At 54.6% G+C, this 23,601-nt stretch carries 18 protein-coding genes; 13 read left to right on the plus strand and 5 right to left on the minus strand.

Annotated features, from left to right (window positions below):
• Nucleotides 1–25 precede the first annotated feature (25 nt).
• The 6 genes from msbA to ACTJJI_RS03540 all read left to right on the plus strand — a co-directional run bounded on the left by msbA (nucleotide 26) and on the right by ACTJJI_RS03540 (nucleotide 6,028).
• Nucleotides 26–1,774, plus strand: coding sequence for a lipid A ABC transporter ATP-binding protein/permease MsbA (gene msbA, locus ACTJJI_RS03515; RefSeq protein WP_046888153.1), 1,749 nt, complete (start codon nucleotides 26–28; stop codon nucleotides 1,772–1,774).
• The gene (gene lpxK / locus ACTJJI_RS03520) at nucleotides 1,771–2,748 is read left to right on the plus strand and encodes a tetraacyldisaccharide 4'-kinase (protein ID WP_046888154.1); all 978 of its coding nucleotides are present in this window, start codon (nucleotides 1,771–1,773) and stop codon (nucleotides 2,746–2,748) included. Before msbA ends, lpxK begins: the two co-directional genes overlap by 4 nt.
• A 44-nt stretch (nucleotides 2,749–2,792) precedes the next feature.
• Nucleotides 2,793–4,022, plus strand: a complete 1,230-nt coding sequence (locus ACTJJI_RS03525; RefSeq protein WP_333087004.1) for a winged helix-turn-helix domain-containing protein — start codon at nucleotides 2,793–2,795, stop codon at nucleotides 4,020–4,022.
• 45 nt (nucleotides 4,023–4,067) lie between these two features.
• Complete coding sequence (gene ycaR, locus ACTJJI_RS03530; RefSeq protein WP_013097300.1) at nucleotides 4,068–4,250, plus strand: protein YcaR; 183 nt, start codon at nucleotides 4,068–4,070, stop codon at nucleotides 4,248–4,250.
• Nucleotides 4,247–4,993 carry a 3-deoxy-manno-octulosonate cytidylyltransferase gene (kdsB, locus tag ACTJJI_RS03535; RefSeq protein ID WP_192544202.1) on the plus strand — a complete coding sequence of 249 codons (747 nt, stop codon included), beginning with the start codon at nucleotides 4,247–4,249 and terminating at the stop codon, nucleotides 4,991–4,993. Before ycaR ends, kdsB begins: the two co-directional genes overlap by 4 nt.
• Nucleotides 4,994–5,134: 141 nt before the next feature.
• Nucleotides 5,135–6,028 (plus strand): YcbJ family phosphotransferase, encoded by an 894-nt coding sequence (locus ACTJJI_RS03540; RefSeq protein WP_014831292.1) that lies wholly within the window; start codon nucleotides 5,135–5,137, stop codon nucleotides 6,026–6,028.
• Here ACTJJI_RS03540 and elyC read toward each other — a convergent pair.
• Entirely contained in the window at nucleotides 6,005–6,784 is a 780-nt protein-coding gene (gene elyC / locus ACTJJI_RS03545) for an envelope biogenesis factor ElyC (RefSeq protein ID WP_014831293.1), read from the minus strand. The two genes, ACTJJI_RS03540 and elyC, sit on opposite strands and share 24 nt — an antisense overlap.
• A 124-nt stretch (nucleotides 6,785–6,908) precedes the next feature.
• On the opposite strand from elyC, the gene cmoM reads away from it, so the two are divergent.
• The 7 genes from cmoM (at nucleotide 6,909) to ACTJJI_RS03580 (ending at nucleotide 17,544) form a co-directional block, all read left to right on the plus strand.
• The gene (cmoM, locus tag ACTJJI_RS03550) at nucleotides 6,909–7,688 is read left to right on the plus strand and encodes a tRNA uridine 5-oxyacetic acid(34) methyltransferase CmoM (RefSeq protein WP_014831294.1); all 780 of its coding nucleotides are present in this window, start codon (nucleotides 6,909–6,911) and stop codon (nucleotides 7,686–7,688) included.
• A 3-nt stretch (nucleotides 7,689–7,691) separates the two neighbouring features.
• Nucleotides 7,692–9,014, plus strand: a complete 1,323-nt coding sequence (mukF, locus tag ACTJJI_RS03555; RefSeq protein ID WP_013097295.1) for a chromosome partition protein MukF — start codon at nucleotides 7,692–7,694, stop codon at nucleotides 9,012–9,014.
• The gene (gene mukE / locus ACTJJI_RS03560) at nucleotides 8,995–9,699 is read left to right on the plus strand and encodes a chromosome partition protein MukE (RefSeq protein ID WP_013097294.1); all 705 of its coding nucleotides are present in this window, start codon (nucleotides 8,995–8,997) and stop codon (nucleotides 9,697–9,699) included. Before mukF ends, mukE begins: the two co-directional genes overlap by 20 nt.
• Nucleotides 9,699–14,147, plus strand: coding sequence for a chromosome partition protein MukB (gene mukB, locus ACTJJI_RS03565; protein ID WP_047362267.1), 4,449 nt, complete (start codon nucleotides 9,699–9,701; stop codon nucleotides 14,145–14,147). The genes mukE and mukB overlap by 1 nt, the downstream gene beginning before the upstream one ends.
• A gap of 179 nt (nucleotides 14,148–14,326) precedes the next feature.
• A complete protein-coding gene (gene ldtD / locus ACTJJI_RS03570) occupies nucleotides 14,327–16,150 on the plus strand; it encodes a L,D-transpeptidase (protein WP_046888159.1) in 1,824 nt (607 codons plus the stop codon).
• A 174-nt stretch (nucleotides 16,151–16,324) separates the two neighbouring features.
• Complete coding sequence (locus tag ACTJJI_RS03575; protein ID WP_013097290.1) at nucleotides 16,325–16,876, plus strand: YcbK family protein; 552 nt, start codon at nucleotides 16,325–16,327, stop codon at nucleotides 16,874–16,876.
• A 20-nt stretch (nucleotides 16,877–16,896) separates the two neighbouring features.
• Entirely contained in the window at nucleotides 16,897–17,544 is a 648-nt protein-coding gene (locus tag ACTJJI_RS03580; RefSeq protein WP_440653074.1) for an MBL fold metallo-hydrolase, read from the plus strand.
• Nucleotides 17,545–17,602: 58 nt separating this feature from the next.
• On the opposite strand, the gene ACTJJI_RS03585 is transcribed toward ACTJJI_RS03580, so the two are convergent.
• From ACTJJI_RS03585 to pncB, 4 genes are all read right to left on the minus strand, one after another.
• Nucleotides 17,603–18,793, minus strand: a complete 1,191-nt coding sequence (locus ACTJJI_RS03585; protein WP_014831297.1) for an amino acid aminotransferase — start codon at nucleotides 18,791–18,793, stop codon at nucleotides 17,603–17,605.
• Between the two features lie 184 nt (nucleotides 18,794–18,977).
• A complete protein-coding gene (locus ACTJJI_RS03590) occupies nucleotides 18,978–20,066 on the minus strand; it encodes a porin (RefSeq protein ID WP_050859796.1) in 1,089 nt (362 codons plus the stop codon).
• Nucleotides 20,067–20,671: 605 nt separating this feature from the next.
• Complete coding sequence (gene asnS, locus ACTJJI_RS03595) at nucleotides 20,672–22,072, minus strand: asparagine--tRNA ligase (RefSeq protein WP_221346117.1); 1,401 nt, start codon at nucleotides 22,070–22,072, stop codon at nucleotides 20,672–20,674.
• Nucleotides 22,073–22,237: 165 nt separating this feature from the next.
• Nucleotides 22,238–23,440 carry a nicotinate phosphoribosyltransferase gene (gene pncB / locus ACTJJI_RS03600; protein WP_063412856.1) on the minus strand — a complete coding sequence of 401 codons (1,203 nt, stop codon included), beginning with the start codon at nucleotides 23,438–23,440 and terminating at the stop codon, nucleotides 22,238–22,240.
• Between the last annotated feature and the right edge of the window lie 161 nt (nucleotides 23,441–23,601).

Raw genomic sequence — 23,601 nt, forward strand, 5'->3', positions numbered from 1 at the left:
ATTTCAACAGATGCTGGTTTTTTGAATGCATAACGACAAAGATCTCTCCACGTGGCAAACCTTCCGCCGACTCTGGCCGATGATTGCACCTTTTAAAGCAGGCTTGATCGTGGCGGGTATAGCGTTAGTCCTCAACGCAGCCAGCGATACTTTTATGTTATCGCTCCTCAAACCGTTACTGGACGACGGTTTTGGTAAAACGGATCGCTCAGTGCTGCTATGGATGCCACTGGTGGTGATCGGACTGATGATCTTACGCGGTATCTCCAGCTATATTTCCAGCTACTGCATCTCCTGGGTGTCAGGAAAAGTGGTCATGACAATGCGCCGTCGGCTGTTCAGCCACATGATGGGCATGCCGGTGGCCTTCTTTGATAAGCAATCGACGGGAACCTTACTGTCACGTATTACCTACGACTCCGAGCAAGTGGCCTCATCGTCTTCGAGCGCCCTGATCACCGTTGTGCGTGAGGGGGCGTCGATTATCGGCCTGTTCGTGATGATGTTTTACTACAGCTGGCAACTGTCGCTGATCCTTATCGTGCTGGCTCCGGTGGTTTCTGTCGCGATCCGCGTCGTCTCAAAGCGTTTTCGCAATATCAGTAAGAACATGCAGAATACCATGGGGCAGGTGACCACCAGCGCAGAGCAGATGCTGAAAGGGCATAAAGAGGTGTTAATTTTCGGCGGGCAGGATGTCGAAACGAAACGCTTCGATAAGGTCAGCAACAAAATGCGTCTGCAGGGGATGAAAATGGTCTCGGCCTCTTCAATCTCTGACCCCATTATTCAGCTGATTGCCTCTCTGGCACTGGCATTCGTCCTGTATGCGGCGAGCTTCCCGAGCGTGATGGAAACGCTGACGGCGGGGACCATCACCGTGGTGTTCTCCTCCATGATCGCGCTGATGCGTCCACTTAAGTCGCTGACCAACGTTAACGCCCAGTTCCAGCGCGGGATGGCAGCATGCCAGACGCTGTTCAGCATTCTGGATTCTGAACAAGAGAAAGATGAAGGTACACGCGTGATTGAGCGCGCAAAAGGGGATGTTGAATTCCGCAATGTGACCTTCACCTATCCTGGTCGTGAAATTCCAGCGCTGCGTAATATCAACCTGACCATTCCGGCCGGTAAAACCGTGGCGCTGGTCGGCCGTTCCGGCTCGGGTAAATCCACTATTGCCAGCCTGATCACCCGTTTCTACGACATTGACGAAGGTGAAATTCTGTTAGACGGTCACGACCTGCGGGAATACACCCTGCAGTCGCTGCGTAACCAGGTTGCGCTGGTCTCTCAGAACGTGCATCTGTTCAACGATACTGTTGCGAACAACATTGCCTATGCGCGCACTGAAGAGTACAGCCGCGAGCAAATTGAAGAAGCCGCTCGCATGGCCTATGCCATGGACTTTATCAACAAGATGGACAACGGTCTGGATACGATCATCGGTGAGAATGGCGTTCTGCTCTCCGGTGGACAGCGTCAGCGTATCGCCATTGCCCGTGCGTTGCTGCGTAACAGCCCTATTCTGATCCTCGACGAAGCAACCTCTGCGCTGGATACAGAGTCTGAACGCGCAATCCAGTCCGCACTGGATGAACTGCAAAAGAACCGTACGTCACTGGTGATCGCGCACCGTCTGTCGACTATCGAACAGGCTGACGAAATCGTCGTTGTGGAGGATGGGGTCATTGTAGAGCGCGGTAGCCATACGGATTTACTGGCGCACCGTGGTGTTTACGCTCAGCTCCATAAGATGCAGTTCGGCGAATGATTGCCCGCATCTGGTCCGGTGAGTCCCCGCTGTGGCTGCTGCTTCTGCCGCTCTCCTGGCTGTATGGCCTGGTGAGCGGCGTTATTCGTCTGCTTTACCGTCTGGGGCTAAAGCGTGCGTGGCGCGCGTCGGTACCGGTTGTTGTGGTGGGTAACCTCACGGCAGGGGGGAACGGTAAAACCCCGGTGGTCATCTGGCTGGTTGAGCAGCTGCAAAAGCGTGGTATCCGCCCCGGCGTGGTGTCGCGAGGGTACGGCGGCAAAGCGGCGCACTATCCACTGCTCCTGTCGCCGGACACGACGACCGCCGAGGCGGGGGATGAGCCGGTATTGATTTATCAGCGTACTGGCGCGCCTGTCGCAGTCTCTCCGGTACGCAGTGACGCCGTTCAGGCGCTGCTTGCTGAACACGACGTACAAATAATCATTACCGATGATGGCCTGCAACATTACGCGCTGGCGCGTGATAAAGAGATTGTGGTCATTGATGGTGTCCGCCGTTTTGGCAACGGCTGGTGGCTGCCTGCAGGCCCCATGCGAGAACGCGCTTCGCGCCTGAAGTCCGTGGATGCGGTGATTGTTAATGGCGGTGCTGCAAGGCCGGGTGAGATCCCGATGCAACTCCAGCCAGGCATGGCGGTTAACCTGTTGACCGGCGAACGCCAGGCCGTTTCCCGGTTACCTGCGCTGGTCGCGATGGCGGGCATTGGCCATCCTCCGCGTTTCTTCGCGACGCTGGAGCAGTGTGGTGCCCGGATTGAAAAACGTGTTCCACTGGCCGATCACCAGGTGCTGGTGGCGGAACAGGTAGACGCCTTGACGACGCCCGGTCAGACGTTAATCATGACTGAAAAAGATGCGGTGAAATGCCGTGCCTTTGCGAAAGAAAACTGGTGGTATCTGCCGGTTGACGCTGAACTCAGCGGTGAGCAACCGGAACACTTGCTCCAGGAACTGATTGCGTTGGTGCATTAACAGCTTACGCGGTTCTGGTGGCGCTTTGACTGACAGGAAAACGCATGTCTTTACCGCAACTCTCGCTTTCAGCCGCACGTAATTTACACCTTGCCGCGCAAGGACTTCTTAAAAAGCCCCGTCGCCGCGCGCAGCCTGCCGATATCCTCACTACCGTGCAACGCATGTCGTTGTTGCAAATCGACACCATTAATATTGTGGCTCGTAGCCCCTACCTGGTGCTGTTCAGCCGGCTGGGCAATTATCCGCCTCAGTGGCTCGATGATGCGCTCAGCAAGGGAGAGTTGATGGAATACTGGGCGCATGAAGCCTGTTTCCTGCCCCGCAGTGATTTTGCCCTGGTTCGTCACCGTATGCTTGCTCCGGAAAAAATGGGCTGGAAGTACCGGCAGGCGTGGATGCACGAGCATGCGGCTGAGATTGAGCAGCTTATTGCTCATATTGCGGAAAAGGGGCCAGTACGTTCCGCAGATTTCGAGCACCCACGGAAAGGGGCAAGCGGCTGGTGGGAATGGAAGCCACATAAGCGTCATCTCGAAGGGTTGTTTACATCAGGCAAAGTGATGGTTATCGAACGGCGTAATTTTCAGCGAGTTTACGACCTGACGCACCGGGTGATGCCTCACTGGGACGACGAGCGCGACCTGCTCACTCAGGAAGCCGCCGAAGCCATCATGCTGGAGAACAGCGCCCGCAGTCTGGGGATTTTCCGTCCGCAATGGCTGGCCGATTATTATCGTCTCCGACAGCCCGTGCTGAAACCGTTGCTGGATAACTGGCAGCGCGAGCAGCGGGTTATCCCGGTCTCAGTAGAGAGGTTGGGCGATATGTGGCTGCATGCGGATTTACTCCCGCTGCTGCCACAAGCTGAAGCAGGTAAACTTCAGGCAACCCATACCGCAGTGTTGTCACCTTTTGATCCGGTGGTCTGGGACAGAAAACGGGCCGAGCAGCTGTTTGACTTCTGCTACCGGCTGGAGTGCTACACTCCCGCGCCGAAGCGCCAGTACGGTTACTTTGTTTTGCCCCTGCTGCACAAGGGACAACTGGTAGGGCGCATGGATGCCAAAATGCACCGTAAAACCGGCACGCTAGAGGTCATTGCGCTGTATCTGGAAGAGGGCATCAGGGTAACCGCGACCCTGGAAAAAGGGTTAACATCCGCCATCAATGATTTCGCCTGCTGGCAGAAGGCCTGTGAAGTGACGCTGGGCCGGGTGCCTGACGGGCTCTTTACATCCTGTCGAAGTGGCTGGGAAACAGGCACGCCCTGAAAAGAGAATGTGTTAAGCTTTAGCGATTACCCATACGGAGGAACTATGGATCACCGTTTACTTGAAATTATTGCCTGCCCGGTGTGCAACGGCAAACTCTACTATAGCCAGGACAAACAAGAGCTGATTTGCAAACCGGACAGCCTGGCTTTCCCGCTGCGTGACGGTATTCCGGTACTGCTGGAAAACGAAGCCCGTTCCCTGGTCGCAGAAGAGAGCAAACCATGAGCTTTGTCGTCATTATTCCTGCCCGTTACGCCTCAACGCGCCTGCCGGGTAAGCCGCTGGTAGATATCAACGGCAAACCAATGATTGTGCATGTCCTTGAACGCGCCCGTGACTCCGGTGCTGACCGTATTATCATTGCCACCGATCATCCGGATGTTGCGCGTGCGGTTGAAGCTGCTGGCGGGGAAGTGTGCATGACCCGCGCCGATCACCAGTCTGGCACCGAGCGTCTGGCTGAAGTGGTTGAGAAATGTGCGTTCAGCGACGATACCGTGATCGTCAACGTACAGGGCGACGAGCCGATGATCCCGGCGGTCATTATTCGTCAGGTGGCAGAAAACCTGGCGCAGCGACAGGTCGGTATGGCCACGCTGGCGGTGCCCATTCACCACGCGGACGAGGCATTCAACCCGAACGCGGTGAAGGTAGTGACGGATGCAGAGGGCTATGCGCTCTATTTCTCCCGCGCCACTATCCCGTGGGATCGCGATCGCTTTGCGGTCTCCAGAGAGGCTATTGGCGATACCTTCCTGCGCCATATTGGCATCTACGGCTATCGCGCGGGCTTTATTCGTCGGTATGTGAGCTGGGCACCGAGCCCGCTGGAACATATCGAAATGCTGGAGCAGCTTCGCGTGCTCTGGTACGGCGAAAAAATCCATGTTGCCGTGGCCGAGGAAGTGCCTGGAACGGGTGTAGACACCCCAGAAGATCTTGAGCGCGTGCGCGCTGAATTGCGTTAATCCTTGCGGCATCCCTCTTTTCGGAGGGATGCTCTCTCCGGTTTATTTTCCCTTTCTTTTCCATAATTGATCTCCGCAGGGTGACATCTGCGTCCTGCACGCTCATTATAAAAGCAGTAGTCTTAATAGGGGTAATCTCATATGGAACAGCTGCGTGCCGAACTGAGTCACCTGCTTGGCGAGAAATTAAGCCGGGTTGAATGTGTGAGTGAAAAGGCAGATACCGCGCTCTGGTCGTTGTACGACAGTCAGGGAAACCCAATGCCGCTCATGGCCCGAAGTTTTACCTCACCGGGCGTTGCCAGACAGCTCGCCTGGAAAATTTCTATGCTCGCGCGGCAAGGAACCGTGCGTATGCCGACGGTGTACGGCGTGATGACGCATGAAGAACACCCCGGCCCGGATGTTCTGCTGATTGAGCGTTTACGCGGGGTATCCGTTGAAGCCCCGGCGCGTACGCCAGAGCGCTGGGAACAGCTGAAAGACCAGATCGTTGAGGCGCTGCTGGCGTGGCACCGGCAGGATAGCCGTGGCCTGGTTGGCCCCGTCGACAGCACGCAGGAAAACCTCTGGCCGCTGTGGTATCGCCAGCGTGTAGAGGTGCTGTGGGGGACGCTTAATCAGTTCAACAACACCGGCTTAACCATGCAGGACAAACGGATTCTTTTCCGCACCCGCGAGTGTTTACCGGCGCTGTTTGACGGCTTTAACGACAACTGCGTGTTGATACACGGTAATTTTACGCTGCGCAGCATGCTAAAAGATTCACGCAGCGATCAGCTCCTGGCAATGCTGGGGCCGGGGGTCATGCTCTGGGCTCCGCGCGAGTACGAGTTGTTCAGGCTCAGCGACAGCGCGGCCGCTGAAGGTTTACTGTGGCACTATCTGCAGCGCGCACCCGTAGCCGAGGCGTTTCTCTGGCGGCGCTGGCTCTATCTGCTATGGGATGAAGTGGCGCAACTGGTGAATACCGGACGTTTCAACCGCGCCAACTTCGACCTTGCGACAAAATCACTCCTGCCCTGGCTCGCCTGACGAACCTTTCAGCCACTGCCAGACGCGTCCCAGCGTCTCATAGCCGACGCGATCGCTATGCATCAACCACATCGGGGACGGGATCACCCGTTCCCACGGGTTGAGCGGGGCGTCAATGGCCATCTGGTTCGCCGGGGCAGGAAGCGGGTGCAGACCCTGTTTTTCAAAGAAAATCATTGCCCTTGGCAGATGCGAAGCAGACGTCACCAGTAAGAACGGCACATCGCCAATAGCCTGTTTCACCGCGGCGGCTTCTTCTTCGGTATCTTTCGGACTGTCCAGCGTGATAATCGCGGAACGCGGCACACCGAGTGACTCCGCGACCCTGGCTCCCGCTTCAGCCGTGCTGACCGGGTTGGTTTTGGCTGGCGCGCCGGTGAAGATCATTTTCGATCCCGGATTAGCCAGCCACAGGCGAATACCTTCGTTCAGGCGCGGCAGACTGTTATTGATCAGGTTGGAACTGGGGGCCCAGTTTGGATCCCAGGTATACCCGCCCCCCAGCACCACGATGTACTCCACCTTCTGCTTTCCCTGCCAGGTTGGGTAGGTGTTTTCGATGGGACGTAACAGTCTGTCCGCGACGGGTTGCAGGCTCAGCAGCAGCAGTACCAGCCAGCCGAATGTAATAAGCGTTTTGCCACTTTTCTGAAAGCGACTAAACCACACCAGCACCAGCCCGAGCGCGATGATGAGCAGCAGTAGCGGAAGGGGAAGCATCATGCCTCCAATGTATTTCTTCAGGGTAAAAAGCATCCTTTTTGGTTCCTTTTTTAACCATATAGCAGGCGAATACCCGTGATATTACACCAGAGAGGTTCATTCTCCGCGCGGGTGTGACAAAATAGCGGTTTTGCAGTTAGCGAGTGGAACTCTCCCAATGCGGGATCGCAATTTTGATGACATCGCGGAAAAGTTTTCGCGCAACATTTACGGCACGACAAAAGGGCAGTTACGTCAGACGATCCTCTGGCAGGATCTGGACGCCATTCTGGCCACGTATGGCGGTCAAACGTTGCGCGTGCTTGACGCCGGAGGCGGTGAAGGGCAGACGGCCATAAAAATGGCAGAGCGCGGTCATCACGTCACACTTTGCGATCTTTCTGCTGAGATGGTTGCGCGTGCCACGCGTGCAGCAGAGGAGAAAGGTGTGAGCGACAACATGCATTTTGTACAATGCGCCGCTCAGGACATCGCACAGCATTTGGAAACCCAGGTTGATCTGATATTGTTTCATGCGGTGCTGGAATGGGTAGCCGATCCGCAAAGCGTGTTAAAGACCCTGTGGTCGATGCTACGCCCGGGCGGTACGCTGTCGCTGATGTTCTACAATGCTAACGGCTTCCTGATGCACAACATGGTGGCGGGTAACTTTGACTATGTTCAGGTCGGGATGCCGAAAAAGAAAAAGCGCACGCTTTCCCCGGACTATCCGCGCGATCCCCAGCAGGTTTACGGCTGGCTGGAAGAGATCGGCTGGCAGATCACCGGAAAGACAGGCGTCAGGGTGTTTCATGATTATCTGCGTGAAAAACACAAACAGCGTGACTGTTTTGACACCTTAACAGAATTAGAAACGCGGTATTGCCGTCAGGAGCCTTTTATCAGTCTTGGCCGCTATATTCACGTCACCGCGCACAAGCCGCAGATGCAAGGATAACCTATGAGTGAATTTTCCCAGACAGTCCCCGAACTGGTTGCCTGGGCCAGGAAAAACGATTTCTCCATCTCGCTGCCGGTAGACAGACTCTCTTTCCTGCTGGCGGTTGCCACGCTGAACGGCGAACGGCTGGATGGTGAAATGAGCGAGGGTGAACTGGTGGATGCGTTCCGCCATGTGAGTGATGCGTTTGAGCAAACCAGCGAAACCATTAGCGTGCGTGCCAACAACGCAATCAACGATATGGTGCGTCAACGTCTGCTGAACCGCTTTACCAGCGAGCAGGCCGAAGGAAACGCCATCTATCGACTGACACCCCTAGGCATCGGCATTACCGATTACTACATCCGCCAGCGTGAATTTTCCACGCTGCGTCTTTCCATGCAGCTCTCGATTGTGGCGGGTGAGCTTAAGCGTGCGGCCGATGCCGCGGATGAAAACGGTGATGAGTTCCACTGGCACCGCAATGTCTACGCACCGCTGAAATACTCGGTGGCGGAGATTTTCGACAGTATCGATCTGACCCAGCGTCTGATGGACGAACAGCAGCAGCAGGTGAAGGACGATATCGCACAACTGCTGAATAAAGACTGGCGCGCGGCCATCTCCAGCTGTGAACTGCTGCTGTCGGAAACCTCCGGCACGCTGCGCGAACTGCAGGATACGCTGGAGGCCGCAGGGGATAAGCTGCAGGCCAACCTGCTGCGCATTCAGGATGCGACCATGGCACATGACGATCTGCATTTTATCGACCGTCTGGTCTTTGATTTGCAGAGCAAGCTCGATCGCATCATTAGCTGGGGCCAACAATCGATTGACCTGTGGATCGGTTACGATCGTCATGTACATAAATTTATCCGTACCGCCATCGATATGGATAAAAACCGCGTCTTTGCTCAGCGTCTGCGTCAGTCTGTTCAAACCTACTTCGATGCGCCGTGGGCGCTAACCTACGCCAATGCCGATCGTCTGCTCGATATGCGTGACGAAGAGATGGCGTTGCGTGATGAAGAGGTCACCGGTGAACTGCCACCGGATCTGGAATACGAAGAATTCAACGAAATTCGTGAGCAACTTGCGGCCATGATCGAAGAACAGCTCGCTGTCTACAAAACCAGACAGGTACCGCTGGATCTTGGTCTCGTGGTGCGCGACTATCTGGCGCAATATCCTCGCGCGCGCCACTTCGACGTTGCCCGCATTGTGGTAGACCAGGCGGTTCGCCTGGGTATCGCGCAAGCAGATTTCACCGGACTGCCGCCGAAGTGGCAGCCGATTAACGATTACGGAGCCAAGGTACAGGCGCATGTCATTGACAAATATTGAACAAGTGATGCCATTAAAGCTGGCACAGGCGCTGGCGAATCCGTTATTTCCGGCGCTGGACAGCCAGCTGCGTGCCGGTCGTCATATTGGCCTCGACGAGCTGGATAATCACGCCTTTTTGATGGACTTCCAGGAGTATCTGGAAGAGTTTTACGCTCGCTATAACGTTGAGCTTATCCGCGCGCCGGAAGGTTTCTTCTACCTGCGCCCGCGTTCCACTACGCTTATTCCGCGCTCCGTGCTCTCCGAGCTGGATATGATGGTCGGCAAAATTCTGTGCTACCTCTACCTCAGCCCGGAACGTCTGGCAAATGAAGGGATTTTCACCCAGCAAGAGCTTTACGATGAGCTATTGACGCTGGCAGACGAAAGCAAGCTGCTGAAGCTTGTGAACAACCGTTCTACGGGGTCGGATCTCGATCGTCAGAAATTACAGGAAAAAGTTCGCTCTTCCCTGAACCGTCTGCGTCGTCTGGGTATGGTCTGGTTTATGGGCCACGACAGCAGCAAATTCCGCATTACGGAATCTGTTTTCCGCTTCGGTGCCGACGTGCGTGCGGGCGACGACGCGCGTGAAGCGCAGCTTCGCATGATCCGCGACGGTGAGGCGATGCCGGTGGAAAACCATTTGCAGCTCAATGACGAGCCTGAAGACAATCAGCCGGATAGCGGGGAGGAAGAGTAATGATTGAACGCGGTAAATTTCGCTCACTAACGCTGATTAACTGGAACGGCTTCTTTGCCCGAACCTTTGATCTCGATGAGCTGGTGACAACGCTCTCCGGCGGTAACGGTGCGGGTAAATCCACCACCATGGCGGCCTTTGTGACGGCGCTGATCCCTGATTTGACGCTGCTGCACTTCCGTAACACCACCGAAGCGGGTGCAACAAGCGGCTCCCGCGATAAAGGCCTGCACGGTAAGCTCAAAGCTGGCGTCTGTTATTCGGTGCTGGATGTGATCAACTCCCGTCACCAGCGTGTGGTGGTGGGCGTGCGTCTGCAGCAGGTCGCCGGTCGCGACCGAAAGGTAGATATCAAACCGTTCGCGATCCAGGGGCTGCCAACGTCTATGCAGCCAACGGCGCTGCTGACGGAAACGCTCAATGAGCGTCAGGCGCGGGTGCTTACGCTGCAGGAGCTAAAAGATAAGCTCGAAGCCATCGAAGGCGTGCAGTTCAAGCAGTTTAACTCGATAACCGATTACCACTCCCTGATGTTCGATCTGGGCGTGGTGGCGCGTCGTCTGCGCACCGCATCCGACCGCAGCAAATACTACCGTCTGATTGAGGCCTCCCTGTACGGCGGGATCTCCAGCGCCATTACCCGCTCCCTGCGTGACTACCTGTTGCCGGAAAACAGCGGCGTGCGTAAGGCCTTCCAGGACATGGAAGCCGCGCTGCGTGAAAACCGCATGACGCTGGAAGCAATTCGCGTTACCCAGTCTGACCGCGATCTGTTTAAACACCTGATCAGTGAAGCCACTAACTATGTGGCAGCGGACTATATGCGCCACGCCAACGAGCGTCGCGTGCATCTCGATCAGGCATTAGAGTACCGCCGCGAGCTGTTCACCTCCCGTAAACAGCTGGTGGCCGAGCAGTATAAGCACGTTGAAATGGCCCGTGAATTGGGTGAACACAACGGGGCTGAGGGCGATCTGGAAGCCGATTATCAGGCCGCCAGCGATCACCTGAACCTGGTTCAGACCGCGCTGCGCCAGCAGGAAAAAATCGAGCGCTACGAAGCCGATCTCGATGAGCTGCAAATTCGTCTCGAAGAGCAAAATGAAGTGGTGGCCGAAGCCGCCGACATGCAGGAAGAGAACGAAGCGCGTGCCGAAGCCGCCGAGCTGGAAGTGGATGAGCTGAAAAGCCAGCTCGCCGATTACCAGCAGGCGCTGGACGTGCAGCAGACGCGAGCGATTCAGTACAACCAGGCCCTGCAGGCTTTGCAGCGTGCGAAAGAGTTGTGCCATCTGCCTGACCTGACGCCGGACAGCGCTGACGAGTGGCTGGATACTTTCCAGGCGAAAGAACAGGAAGCCACGGAAAAACTGCTCTCTCTCGAACAGAAAATGAGCGTCGCGCAGACCGCGCACAGCCAGTTTGAACAAGCTTATCAGCTGGTGGTGGCGATTAACGGCCCGCTGGCGCGAAATGAAGCGTGGGATGTTGCCCGTGAGTTGCTGCGCGATGGTGTAAACCAGCGTCATCTGGCCGAGCAGGTCCAGCCGCTGCGTATGCGTCTGAACGAGCTGGAACAGCGTCTGCGCGAGCAGCAGGAGGCCGAGCGTCTGCTGGCTGAGTTCTGCAAGCGTCAGGGTAAACATTACGACATCGACGAGCTTGAGGCCCTGCATCAGGAGCTGGAAGCCCGTATCGCCGCACTGTCCGATACGGTATCCAGCGCCAGTGAACAGCGTATGACGCTGCGTCAGGAGCTGGAGCAGCTTCAGTCCCGCTCGCAGACGCTGTTGCAACGCGCACCCGTCTGGCTGGCGGCACAAAGCAGCCTGAACCAGCTCAGCGAACAGTGTGGCGAAACCTTCGAATCCAGCCAGGAAGTGACGGAATACCTGCAACAGCTGCTGGAGCGTGAGCGAGAGGCCATTGTTGAGCGTGATGAAGTTGGCGCGCGCAAGCGTGAGGTTGACGAAGAGATTGAACGCTTAAGCCAGCCGGGCGGTGCGGAAGATGCACGCCTGAATACGCTGGCGGAGCGTTTTGGCGGTGTGCTGCTGTCTGAAATTTATGACGATGTTGGTCTGGACGATGCGCCGTACTTCTCCGCACTGTACGGCCCGTCGCGTAACGCGATTGTGGTGCCGGATCTGTCATTGATTGCCGATCAGCTTGAAGGGCTGGAAGATTGCCCGGAAGATCTCTATCTGATTGAAGGGGATCCGCAGTCATTTGATGACAGCGTGTTCAGCGTTGATGAGCTGGAAAAAGCGGTGGTGGTGAAAATCGCTGACCGTCAGTGGCGTTACTCGCGCTTCCCGGAACTTCCTCTGTTTGGCCGCGCTGCGCGTGAAAGCCGTATTGAAAGCCTGCACGCTGAGCGTGAAACGCTGTCTGAACGTTTTGCGACCCTGTCGTTTGACGTGCAGAAAACCCAGCGTCTGCATCAGTCGTTTAGCCGCTTTATCGGTAGTCATCTGGGAGTGGCTTTTGAGGCTGACCCGGAAGCGGAAATTCGCAAGCTTACCACCCGTCGTGGTGAACTCGAGCGCGCGATTGCCAGCCATGAAAGTGATAATCAACAGAGTCGCGTTCAGTTTGAACAGGCAAAAGAGGGCGTTGCTGCCCTTAACCGTATTCTGCCGCGTCTGAATCTGCTGGCGGATGATACGCTGGCTGACCGCGTGGATGAAATCCAGGAACGTCTGGATGAAGCGCAGGAAGCCGCGCGCTTTGTGCAGCAGCATGGTAATCAGCTGGCGAAGCTGGAGCCGGTCGTTTCGGTGCTTCAAAGCGATCCAGAGCAGTTTGAGCAGCTAAAAGAAGATTATGCCTGGTCCCAGCAGGTGCAGCGTGAAGCACGCCAGCAGGCGTTTGCCCTGACGGAAGTGGTGCAGCGTCGCGCTCACTTCGGTTATTCAGACTCGGCGGAAATGCTGAGCGGTAACAGCGATCTGAACGAGAAATTACGCCAGCGCCTTGAGCAGGCTGAAGTGGAACGTACGCGTGCCCGTGAAGCGATGCGTAGCCACGCGGCCCAGTTGAACCAGTACAACCAGGTTCTGGCCTCGCTAAAAAGCTCCTTTGATACCAAGAAAGAGCTGTTAAACGATCTGCAGAAAGAGCTGCAGGATATCGGCGTTCGTGCCGACAGTGGGGCAGAAGAGCGGGCGCGTGTTCGTCGTGATGAACTGCATAGCCAGCTCAGCAACAACCGTGCGCGTCGTAATCAGCTGGAAAAAGCGCTGACCTTCTGTGAAGCGGAGATGGATAACCTGACGCGTCGCCTGCGCAAGCTTGAGCGCGACTATCATGAAATGCGTGAGCAGGTAGTGACCGCGAAGGCAGGCTGGTGCGCAGTAATGCGCATGGTGAAAGACAATAATGTTGAACGCCGCCTGCATCGTCGTGAACTGGCCTACCTCTCTGCCGATGAGCTGCGCTCCATGTCGGATAAGGCGCTGGGCGCGCTGCGCCTGGCGGTGGCGGATAACGAACATCTGCGCGATGTGCTGCGCATGTCTGAAGATCCGAAACGTCCAGAGCGTAAAATTCAGTTCTTCGTGGCGGTTTATCAGCACTTGCGCGAGCGTATTCGTCAGGACATCATTCGTACCGACGATCCGGTTGAAGCCATTGAACAGATGGAAATTGAACTGGGTCGCCTGACGGAAGAGCTGACCTCTCGTGAGCAGAAGCTGGCTATCAGTTCCCGCAGCGTGGCGAACATCATCCGCAAGACCATTCAGCGCGAGCAGAACCGTATTCGCCAGTTGAACCAGGGTCTGCAGAGCGTATCGTTTGGTCAGGTGAACAGCGTACGTCTGAATGTAAACGTGCGTGAAGCGCACGCTACGCTGCTGGATGTGTTGTCTGAGCAGCATGAACAGCATCAGGATCTGTTTAACAGCAACCGTCTGACCTTCTCCGAAGCGCTGGCGAAACTGTATCAGCGTCTGAATCCGCAGATTGATATGGGGCAACGTACGCCGCAAACCATCGGTGAAGAGCTGCTGGATTACCGTAACTACCTGGAAATGGAAGTTGAGGTTAACCGTGGCTCAGATGGCTGGTTGCGTGCTGAATCGGGTGCGCTGTCTACCGGTGAAGCTATCGGTACCGGGATGTCGATTCTGGTGATGGTCGTGCAGAGCTGGGAAGATGAAGCGCGTCGTCTGCGCGGCAAGGATATTTCCCCATGCCGTCTGCTGTTCCTTGATGAAGCTGCGCGTCTGGACGCCCGTTCCATCGCCACGCTGTTTGAGCTCTGCGAACGTCTGGATATGCAGCTCATCATTGCGGCACCGGAAAACATCAGTCCGGAAAAAGGCACCACCTACAAACTGGTGCGTAAAGTGTTCCAGAACAGCGAGCACGTTCACGTTGTAGGCCTGCGTGGCTTTGCTCCGCAGCCGCCGGAGTCATTACCGGGAACGGCAGACGCCTCCTGAGGTGTGTTGTTACAAAGCGCGGCGCACTAGCGCCGCTTTTTTTTACGCTTAACTTATGCTTAGGGCTGCGTTATCTTTAAACTTCTTTACATAAGGTAAGGCAACTGCGTTTGTGCCTTCCTATAATGAATAAAAGCCCCAGTGTGATGGGCATGTCGTGAGAAAACAGGGGGCAAGGGATGTTGCTAAAGAAAAATCGTGGTCATCAGCTGTCAGCGTTGAGTTTGTGTCTGGCGGTGATGTTTGCTCCACTGTTAAGCGCTCAGGCCGATGAGCCTGAAGTTGTACCGTCAGACAGTTCCGCGACGATGGGTGCGCAGCCGACGTCGCTGTCACAACCGCTGGATCAATCTCCGGCGACGGCCATTATGGCGGGTATCAGGCCGCTACCCGAAGGTATCGACGCCGGCGCGCTCCGCCAGCAGCTTCTTACCGGACTTCCTGCCGGATATACGCCTGCCTACATTAACCAGCTTGCGCTGCTTTATGCCGCACGTGATATGAAGCCGATGTGGGAAAACCGGGACGCCGTGCGGGCTTTCCAGCAGCAACTGGCGGAAGTCGCCATTGCAGGTTTTCAGCCGCAATTCACCACCTGGGTTGAGCTCCTGACCGATCCGACTGTAACCGGTCAGGCGCGCGATGTGGTGCTGTCTGATGCCATGATGGGCTACCTCCAGTTTGTGGCGGGTATTCCGGTCAATGGCAACCGCTGGTTATACAGTCAAAAACCGTACAAGCTGGCGACACCGGCGCTGTCGGTCATTAACCAGTGGCAACTGGCGCTGGATAACGGAGAGCTGCCGCGCTTTATCGCAAGCCTGGCGCCGGCGCATCCGCAATATGCCACCATGCATCAGTCGCTGCTTGAGCTGGTTGCCGATTCCCGCCCGTGGCCTCAGGTGCGTGGCACAACCACGCTTCGTCCGGGGCAGTGGAGCAGCGATGTCCCGGCAATCCGCGAAATTATGAAACGCTCCGGCATTCTCGAAAGCGGTCCCAAGATTGCGCTGCCTGGCGACGATACGCAAAGCGCGGTCGTCAGCCCGTCGGCCCCGGTAAAAGAGAAAAAGGCTGTTGCACAGAGCAACAAACCCGCCGCCTACGATCGCGAGCTGGTCGCGGCGGTTAAGCAGTTCCAGGCCGCGCAGGGGCTGGGCGCAGACGGGGTGATCGGTCCATCCACCCGCGACTGGCTGAACGTCTCGCCTGCTCAGCGCGCTGGGGTGCTGGCGCTGAATATCCAGCGTTTACGCCTGCTGCCGGGAACGCTGTCGACCGGGATTATGGTGAATATTCCGGCGTATTCGCTGGTTTATTATCAGAACGGTAGCGAGGTGCTGGCCTCCCGGGTGATTGTGGGGCGGCCTGACCGAAAAACGCCGATGATGAGCAGCGCCCTGAATAACGTGGTGGTAAACCCGCCGTGGAACGTGCCGCCGACGCTGGCGCGCAAGGATATTCTGCCTAAGGTCTGGAACGATCCTGGCTATCTGGAGCGTCATAACTATACGGTGATCCGCGGCTGGAACAGCAAAGAGACGATCGATCCGTGGATGGTTGACTGGTCAACGATTACGCCGTCGAACCTGCCATTCCGTTTCCAGCAGGCTCCGGGTGCGCATAACTCGCTGGGGCGCTATAAATTCAACATGCCAAGTTCGGACGCTATCTATTTGCATGATACGCCGAACCATAATCTGTTCCAGAAAGATGCCCGCGCGCTCAGCTCAGGCTGCGTTCGTGTGAATAAGGCATCGGAACTGGCGAATATGCTGTTGCAGGATGCGGGCTGGAACGATACGCGCATTTCTGATGCGCTGAAACAAGGGGATACGCGTTACGTTAATATTCGACACAATATTCCGGTCAATCTTTACTATCTGACGGCGTTTGTTGGCGAAGATGGGCGTACTCAGTATCGTACAGATATTTACAATTATGATCTCACCGCGCGATCCGGCGCACAAATTTTGCCAAAAGCTGAACAATTAATCAGGTAAATGAAGCAGTTCGGGAAAAAAGGTTGTCGTAAGTTAGGGTAAATACGTGGCGATATGGCTGGAAGCCGCGTATTTGCTGGGGTTGGGTGCCTTGACGTCGTCGGCTTTGCCAGTTAAGGTGCCCTTCGTGCGCTAAGCATATTACGATTTCTTTGACCTGTAGACCTGATTATCATGGACAAATTTGACGCTAATCGCCGCAAACTGCTGGCGTTAGGTGGCGTTGCGCTCGGCGCAGCGGCCATCCTGCCGACGCCAGCATTTGCCACCCTCTCGACACCTCGTCCGCGTATTTTAACGCTCAACAATCTGCATACTGGTGAGTCGCTAAAAGCGGAGTTCTTCGATGGCAGAGGCTATATTCAGGATGAATTAGCAAGACTTAACCATTTTTTCCGTGATTTCCGCGCGAATAAAGTAAAAGCCATCGACCCAGGATTATTTGACCAGTTGTTCCGCCTTCAGGGCCTGCTGGGTACCAGCAAGCCGGTGCAACTCATTTCGGGTTATCGTTCCATTGATACCAATAATGAATTGCGCGCCCGCAGCCGTGGGGTAGCGAAAAAAAGCTATCACACCAGGGGACAGGCAATGGACTTCCATATTGAAGGCGTTTCGTTAGCCAATATTCGCAAAGCTGCGTTATCTATGCGCGCAGGTGGTGTAGGATATTACCCAAGTAGTAACTTTGTGCATATTGATACCGGTCCAGTTCGGCACTGGTAATAACGAAACACAGGAGCAGTATGAACTATCGTATTATTCCGGTTACGGCGTTCTCCCAGAATTGTTCATTGATCTGGTGTGAGCAAACCAAACTGGCCGCGCTTGTCGATCCCGGCGGTGACGCTGAGAAGATCAAACAGGAAGTTGCAGAAAGCGGTGTGACGCTGATGCAGATTTTACTGACGCATGGTCACCTTGACCATGTCGGCGCAGCGGCGGAGCTGGCACAGCACTATGGTGTGCCGGTGATCGGTCCGGAAAAAGAAGATGAGTTCTGGCTGCAGGGTTTGCCAGCCCAAAGCCGCATGTTTGGCCTCGATGAGTGTCAGCCGCTGACGCCCGATCGCTGGTTAAACGAAGGAGCGCGTGTGAACGTAGGGAATGTGACTTTACAGGTGTTGCATTGTCCTGGGCATACGCCAGGCCATATCGTCTTCTTTGATGACCAGTCTCGTCTGCTGATTTCCGGCGATGTGATTTTCAAAGGTGGCGTAGGACGCAGCGATTTTCCGCGTGGCGACCACGGACAGCTGATCCAGTCGATTAAACAGAAGTTATTGCCACTGGGTGATGATGTGACGTTTATCCCTGGACATGGCCCGATGTCGACGCTGGGCTACGAGCGGGTGCATAACCCCTTCCTTCAGGATGAAATGCCTGTCTGGTAAATTCGGATAATAAAAAAAAGCCTGCATAGTGCAGGCTTTTTTGTGGGCGCTAATTACATTACAGTACGGCGACAATCGCTTCGCACAGTGGCGCCATGTTGTCAGGGGTCATACCTGCAACGTTCACGCGGCCAGAGGCCACGGCGTACACGCCAAACTCTTCACGCAGACGCAGTACCTGCTCTTTGGTCAGGCCGCTGAAAGAGAACATCCCGTTCTGCTTAATAATAAAGCTGAAGTCACGGTCAGCCCCTTTCTCAGCCAGAGTATTTACAAACAGCAGGCGCATGCGCTGAATACGCTGACGCATATCGTTCAGCTCTTGTTCCCAGATCGCACGCAGCGCATCGTTGCTCAGAATGGTGGCAACGACAGAGGCACCGTGTGCCGGTGGGTTAGAGTAGTTTGCGCGGATCACAGATTTCATCTGGCTGAACGCACGCTCGGCGGTCTCTTCGCTTGCCGCGACCAGCGTACAGGCGCCTACGCGCTCATTGTACAGGCCAAAATTCTTGGAGTAGGAGCTTGCAACGATCAGCTCCTGATGGACAGCTGCGAATGCGCGCAGACCTTCAGCATCTTCTTCCAGACCACGGGCAAAGCCCTGATAGGCGAAGTCAAACAACGGCAGCCAGCCTTTCTCAACGGAGAGCTTAGCCAGGTGTTCCCACTGCTCAAGCGTAGGATCAATACCGGTTGGGTTGTGGCAGCAACCGTGGAACAGTACCACGTCACCTGCCTGTGCTTCGCTCAGGCTTGCCAGCAGGCCATCGAAGTCCAGAGCGTGGTGTGCGGCGTCATAATACGCATATTCGCGCACTTCCAGACCCGCAGAGTTAAAGACGCTCTTATGGTTCGGCCAGCTTGGATTGCTCACCCAGACACGCTTAACAGCGGTATTTTTTGCAAGGAAATCCGCCGCCACGCGCAGTGCGCCGGTACCGCCAGGCGTTTGTGCTGTGCGCGCGCGTTTGTCGCTCACAATTGTACTACCTTTACCGAACAGCAGCTCCTGCGTGCAACGACCAAACTCAGGGATACCATCAATACCGAGGTAGTTCTTGGTGGTTTCATTTTCCAGCAGATACTGCTCAGCTTTTTTTACGCTGGTCAGTACCGGGGTTTTGCCGGTTTCATCTTTATATACACCAATACCCAGGTTGATTTTGCCAGGGCGGTCGTCGGCACGAAACAGATCGGCCAGGCCCAGAATAGGGTCGGCAGGAGCGGCGGTAATGTTCTCAAACATGACGAAGTTCCATTGTGATTACAGAAGTGAAATCCGCTATCAGGTTAACGGTAGATTTACAAAATGCCAACCGTTTGCGACGAAAAGCGTGCGGCTTTTCAAAAGTCGCCATTATTTTCTGTCAGGCATAAAAAAACAGGGCCGAAGCCCTGTTCATTAAGCATATAACAAAGTGGTGTACTGATTAGAACTGGTAAGTTACAGCCATTGCAACCTGGTCGTCTTTACCGTTCACGATACCCACGCTACGAGAGTAGTCGGTGTCGTCGATAAGGTTCAACTGGTAGTCAACATAGATGTTGAAGTTTTTGTTGAAGTAGTAAGTCGCACCGAGTTCAACAAATTTCTGCAGGTCAGCATCGCCGCCCGCGAAGGTGCCGCGCTGAGCCAGGTTTTTACCTTTAGACTGAACGTAGGACACGGATGGACGCAGACCGAAGTCGAACTGGTACTGAGCGATAACTTCGAAGTTCTGAGTTTTGTTTGCGAATGAACCGTCTTCTTCACGGGTCATGTTGCGGGTTTCAGCGTAGGTGGTTGCCAGGTAGATGTTGTTCGCGTCGTACTTAGCACCAACAGCCCATGCTTCCGCTTTCTCGCCTTTACCGTCAGCGGTCTGCCGGTTAGTACGGTCAGAGTTGCTGTATGCGCCGATCAGGCCGAAACCTTCGCCGAATTCATAACCAACAGAGGTACCAAAACCGTCACCGTTAGCGGTTTTAACGTCGGTACGATCGTTTTTACCCTGATACTGCAGGCCCAGGCTCAGGCCATCAACCAGACCGAAGAAGTCAGAGTTACGATAGGTCAGAACGCCAGTGGTACGGCCGGTCATGAAGTTATCAGAGTAGTTAGCCCAGGTCATACCTGAGTAGGATGGCGCCATATCGGTGTAAGATTCTACATCGTAAACGATACCGTAGTTACGGCCGTAGTCGATGGAACCTGCATCACCAGCTTTCAGGCCAGCGAACGCCAGACGGGTACGCTGAGTCTGGCTGCTTTCTGGCTGGCTTGCCAGAGCACGGTATTCCCACTGGCCGTAACCGGTCAGTTGGTCATTGATTTGGGTTTCGCCTTTGAAACCGATCTGAGCATAGGTAGCATCGCTGCTGTCTGTGTTGTCACCGGAGGTCACGAAATCGTGCTCACCAACCACTTTCCCGTACAGATCCAGTTTGTTGCCGTTTTTGTTATAGATTTCTGCAGCGTTAGCTGCACCGGCTACCAGCAGGGCAGGGATTACCACTGCCAGAATATTGCGCTTCATCATTATTTATTACCCTCATTGGTTTTTTTATGACACTCGCCACTGCCGCCAATAAATTCCGTCAATAAATATTTCCGGAACTATTGATGAGAGTTTGGTGTCTTTATGTATCTGTCAGGCATCTTTCCATTCATAGAACCGTTTCGCTAGCCTGAAAGTGCTACAGTTTTCAAGATTGAGTAACAAAAAGAAATTATATGTAACTAAATATGTATTTTTCGGAACTTTGTGAACCACCTCAAATTTCAGAAAGACGTGGCGAATTAAACGGCAAGCAGATTCCTATATATATGAATTCCTTATAATTAATTTAGATAAAGGCAATTCGTATACGCGCACCTTCAACGACTCATTTTTTCTTATGACTCAAAAAGGACTTCTGGATGGCTGTGATTTTGGTTGAAATTTGTGCTATTGCTTGAGGATTAAATAATCGCAATAAGAATAGGGTTTATTTTTTGTTCGTAGATATTTCGTGGAAACAAAACGTAACAACTAGTGGTTGTGACGGGGTCAAAGTTGAGAGGTGCTTACTTTTCGCTGACGAAAATTGACAGAGCAGAATAAAATAATGGCCAGCAAATGCTGGCCATTATGATTTTGGTTACTTAGAAGCTGGCATTACGCGGCGTACGTGGGAACGGAATAACGTCACGTACGTTCTGAACACCTGTGACGTAGGCGATCAGACGTTCGAAGCCCAGACCAAAGCCTGAGTGTGGCACAGTACCGTAACGGCGCAGATCGCGATACCAGCTGTAATCCGCCGGATTGAGCCCCATCTCTTGCATGCGCGCATCCAGCACGTCCAGACGCTCTTCACGCTGGGAACCACCGATAATTTCACCAATGCCCGGTGCCAGTACGTCCATTGCGGCAACGGTTTTACCGTCTTCGTTAAGGCGCATATAGAACGCCTTAATGTCTTTCGGATAGTTTTTCACAACAACCGGTGCTTTGAAGTGCTTCTCAGCCAGGTACCGCTCATGCTCGGAAGAGAGATCCACGCCCCAGTAAACCGGGTTCTCAAACGTCTCACCACATTTCTCGAGAATAGCGACTGCATCGGTGTAATCCACCTGGGCAAAGTCGGAGGAAACAAAGCGCTCCAGACGTGCAATCGCTTCGTTATCGACACGCTCAGCGAAGAATTTCATGTCATCAGCACGTTCTTCCAGTACCGCTTTGAAGACATACTTGAGCATGGATTCCGCCAGGCCAGCGACATCGTTCAGGTCTGCGAAAGCCACTTCAGGCTCCAGCATCCAGAATTCCGCCAGGTGACGGCTGGTGTTGGAGTTTTCCGCACGGAAGGTTGGGCCGAAGGTGTAGATTTTAGACAGTGCACAGGCGTAGGTTTCGCCGTTGAGCTGGCCGGACACTGTCAGGAAGGCTTCTTTACCAAAGAAGTCTTTGTCAAAGTCCACTTTACCTTCCGGCGTGCGCGGCAGGTTTTCCAGATCCAGCGTCGAGACGCGGAACATTTCGCCAGCACCTTCGGTATCGGAGGCGGTGATCAACGGGGTAGACACCCAGAAATAACCCTGCTCGTCGAAGAAGCGATGCAGTGCCTGCGCCAGCGTGTGGCGGACACGGGCAACCGCACCAATCAGGTTAGTGCGCGGACGCAGGTGAGCCACTTCACGCAGATATTCGATGCTGTGACGTTTTGCGGCCATCGGGTAGGTGTCCGGATCTTCAACCCAGCCGGTCACTTCAACGGCAGTGGCCTGAATTTCAAAACTCTGACCCTGTCCCGGTGATGCAACAACCACGCCGGTAACAATTACGGAACAACCGGTTGTCAGGTGCAGAACGTCATCATTGTAATTGGGCAGAGAATTATTAATGACGGCCTGTACAGGATCAAAGCAGGAACCGTCATAGACGGCAAGGAAGGAGATGCCAGCTTTAGAATCTCGGCGGGTACGCACCCATCCGCGCACGGTGACTTCCTGGTCAACAGCGACACGGCCCTGGAGTACGTCGGCTACAGGCACAACGCTCATAATATTCTCTCTGTTAATAGTCGGAAAAAATAAACACTTGTCCACCCAAATGGGGGGATATCTATGTTACCTGCCATCCGCTATCAGACAAGTAAATTTCGCAGTCAAAAGAGAAGAATTAAGAAATAAATAAGAAGTAGGGAGCCATTTGGCTCCCTTAAGCGCTTAACTGGCTTTTTTGACCTGAGGGAGATCGAAAGCTTTGCGTAACGCGCGGACAAATGCTTTGTCATGACAGATGGTTTTACCCGGGCTATCGGAGAGCTTCGCTACCGGCTTGCCGTTACATTCCACCAGTTTTATCACAATATTCAGCGGTTTTACCTGAGGGATGTCGCAGGTTAAACGGGTGCCAATCCCGAAGCTCAGGTTCACTCGGGTACTGAAATGGCGATAGAGTTCAACCGCTTTCGCGAGATCGAGGTTATCGGAGAAGACCAGCACCTTGCTCATCGGGTCGATGCCGAGTTTTTGATAATGGGCGATCGCCTTCTCACCCCATTCAACCGGATCCCCGGAGTCATGGCGTAACCCCTGGTAACGCTCAGCGAACTCAGGGCCGAAATCACGCAGGAACGCATCCATCGTGATGCAGTCGGTCAGGGCGATGCCGAGTTGATTCGGATACTCGTCAAGCCACGCGGCCAGTGCGGCACGTTGGCTGTTGGCCAGATCTGGACTGATCTGCTGATGTGCCTGGAACCATTCATGTGCCTGGGTACCCATCGGTGTCAGGTTCAGACGACGCGCCAGATCGTAATTACTGGTGCCCACGAACCACGGCTCCTGCTGCAGACGCTCGACAATGGCCCGCTGAACGTCGCGAGAGAAACGGCGACGCGTGCCAAAGTCCATCAGGCGGAAGCGGGACATATCCAGCCCATCCGTCAGGGTGGCAAACCCCGCGAGTTTGTTTTCCAGCGCGCCCAGTGCCTGAGTCACCCCGGTTTCCGGCGAACGGTAGCGGTGAGCCAACTCGCTGATCACGGCCAGCAGCGGAACTTCCCACATGATCACTTCGCGCCACGGGCCTTCAAGGCGAATATCCAGCTTGCCGTTATCATTGGTGACGGTGACCTGCTCTGGCTTATAGCGGAAGTCGCGTAGCCAGTTGAGATAGTCAGATTTAAAGAAAGGCAGGCCGGAAAGCCACTGGTATTCGTCGTCCTGCAACGTCAGATGCTGCATAGCATCGACCTGTTCACGAATGGAGTCTGCGTAGATACCAAGCAAGTCGTCGCCACGGCAGCGGAATTCCGCCGCAACATCAACATCATAGTAATGGTGGAAAACGGCTTGCTGCATGTGCAGTTTATACGCGTCGGTATCCAGCAACGTATGCAGAACAGGAGAAGCGAATCGAGTCATAGGTGCGCAGTAGCATCCTCTCACAGGAGCGTTTAGTACAATAAACAACTCCGGAGTATACCTTGTTTAGTGATTTATTGAACCCCGATCACAACATAAGCGCTCTTTATGGTCGAGGGCATTTTGTGCCCCGTGTTATACAAATGTAGCAAAAAGGGTGT

Source organism: Enterobacter sp. 22466 (assembly GCF_052044775.1).
GTDB lineage: Bacteria > Pseudomonadota > Gammaproteobacteria > Enterobacterales > Enterobacteriaceae > Enterobacter > Enterobacter dissolvens.

Coding starts and splice junctions, on each gene's coding strand:
- msbA (WP_046888153.1), top strand. CDS start 26: ATGCATAACGACAAAGATCTCTCCACGTGGCAAACCTTCCGCCGACTC.
- lpxK (WP_046888154.1), top strand. CDS start 1,771: ATGATTGCCCGCATCTGGTCCGGTGAGTCCCCGCTGTGGCTGCTGCTT.
- ACTJJI_RS03525 (WP_333087004.1), top strand. CDS start 2,793: ATGTCTTTACCGCAACTCTCGCTTTCAGCCGCACGTAATTTACACCTT.
- ycaR (WP_013097300.1), top strand. CDS start 4,068: ATGGATCACCGTTTACTTGAAATTATTGCCTGCCCGGTGTGCAACGGC.
- kdsB (WP_192544202.1), top strand. CDS start 4,247: ATGAGCTTTGTCGTCATTATTCCTGCCCGTTACGCCTCAACGCGCCTG.
- ACTJJI_RS03540 (WP_014831292.1), top strand. CDS start 5,135: ATGGAACAGCTGCGTGCCGAACTGAGTCACCTGCTTGGCGAGAAATTA.
- elyC (WP_014831293.1), bottom strand. CDS start 6,784: ATGCTTTTTACCCTGAAGAAATACATTGGAGGCATGATGCTTCCCCTT.
- cmoM (WP_014831294.1), top strand. CDS start 6,909: ATGCGGGATCGCAATTTTGATGACATCGCGGAAAAGTTTTCGCGCAAC.
- mukF (WP_013097295.1), top strand. CDS start 7,692: ATGAGTGAATTTTCCCAGACAGTCCCCGAACTGGTTGCCTGGGCCAGG.
- mukE (WP_013097294.1), top strand. CDS start 8,995: ATGTCATTGACAAATATTGAACAAGTGATGCCATTAAAGCTGGCACAG.
- mukB (WP_047362267.1), top strand. CDS start 9,699: ATGATTGAACGCGGTAAATTTCGCTCACTAACGCTGATTAACTGGAAC.
- ldtD (WP_046888159.1), top strand. CDS start 14,327: ATGTTGCTAAAGAAAAATCGTGGTCATCAGCTGTCAGCGTTGAGTTTG.
- ACTJJI_RS03575 (WP_013097290.1), top strand. CDS start 16,325: ATGGACAAATTTGACGCTAATCGCCGCAAACTGCTGGCGTTAGGTGGC.
- ACTJJI_RS03580 (WP_440653074.1), top strand. CDS start 16,897: ATGAACTATCGTATTATTCCGGTTACGGCGTTCTCCCAGAATTGTTCA.
- ACTJJI_RS03585 (WP_014831297.1), bottom strand. CDS start 18,793: ATGTTTGAGAACATTACCGCCGCTCCTGCCGACCCTATTCTGGGCCTG.
- ACTJJI_RS03590 (WP_050859796.1), bottom strand. CDS start 20,066: ATGATGAAGCGCAATATTCTGGCAGTGGTAATCCCTGCCCTGCTGGTA.
- asnS (WP_221346117.1), bottom strand. CDS start 22,072: ATGAGCGTTGTGCCTGTAGCCGACGTACTCCAGGGCCGTGTCGCTGTT.
- pncB (WP_063412856.1), bottom strand. CDS start 23,440: ATGACTCGATTCGCTTCTCCTGTTCTGCATACGTTGCTGGATACCGAC.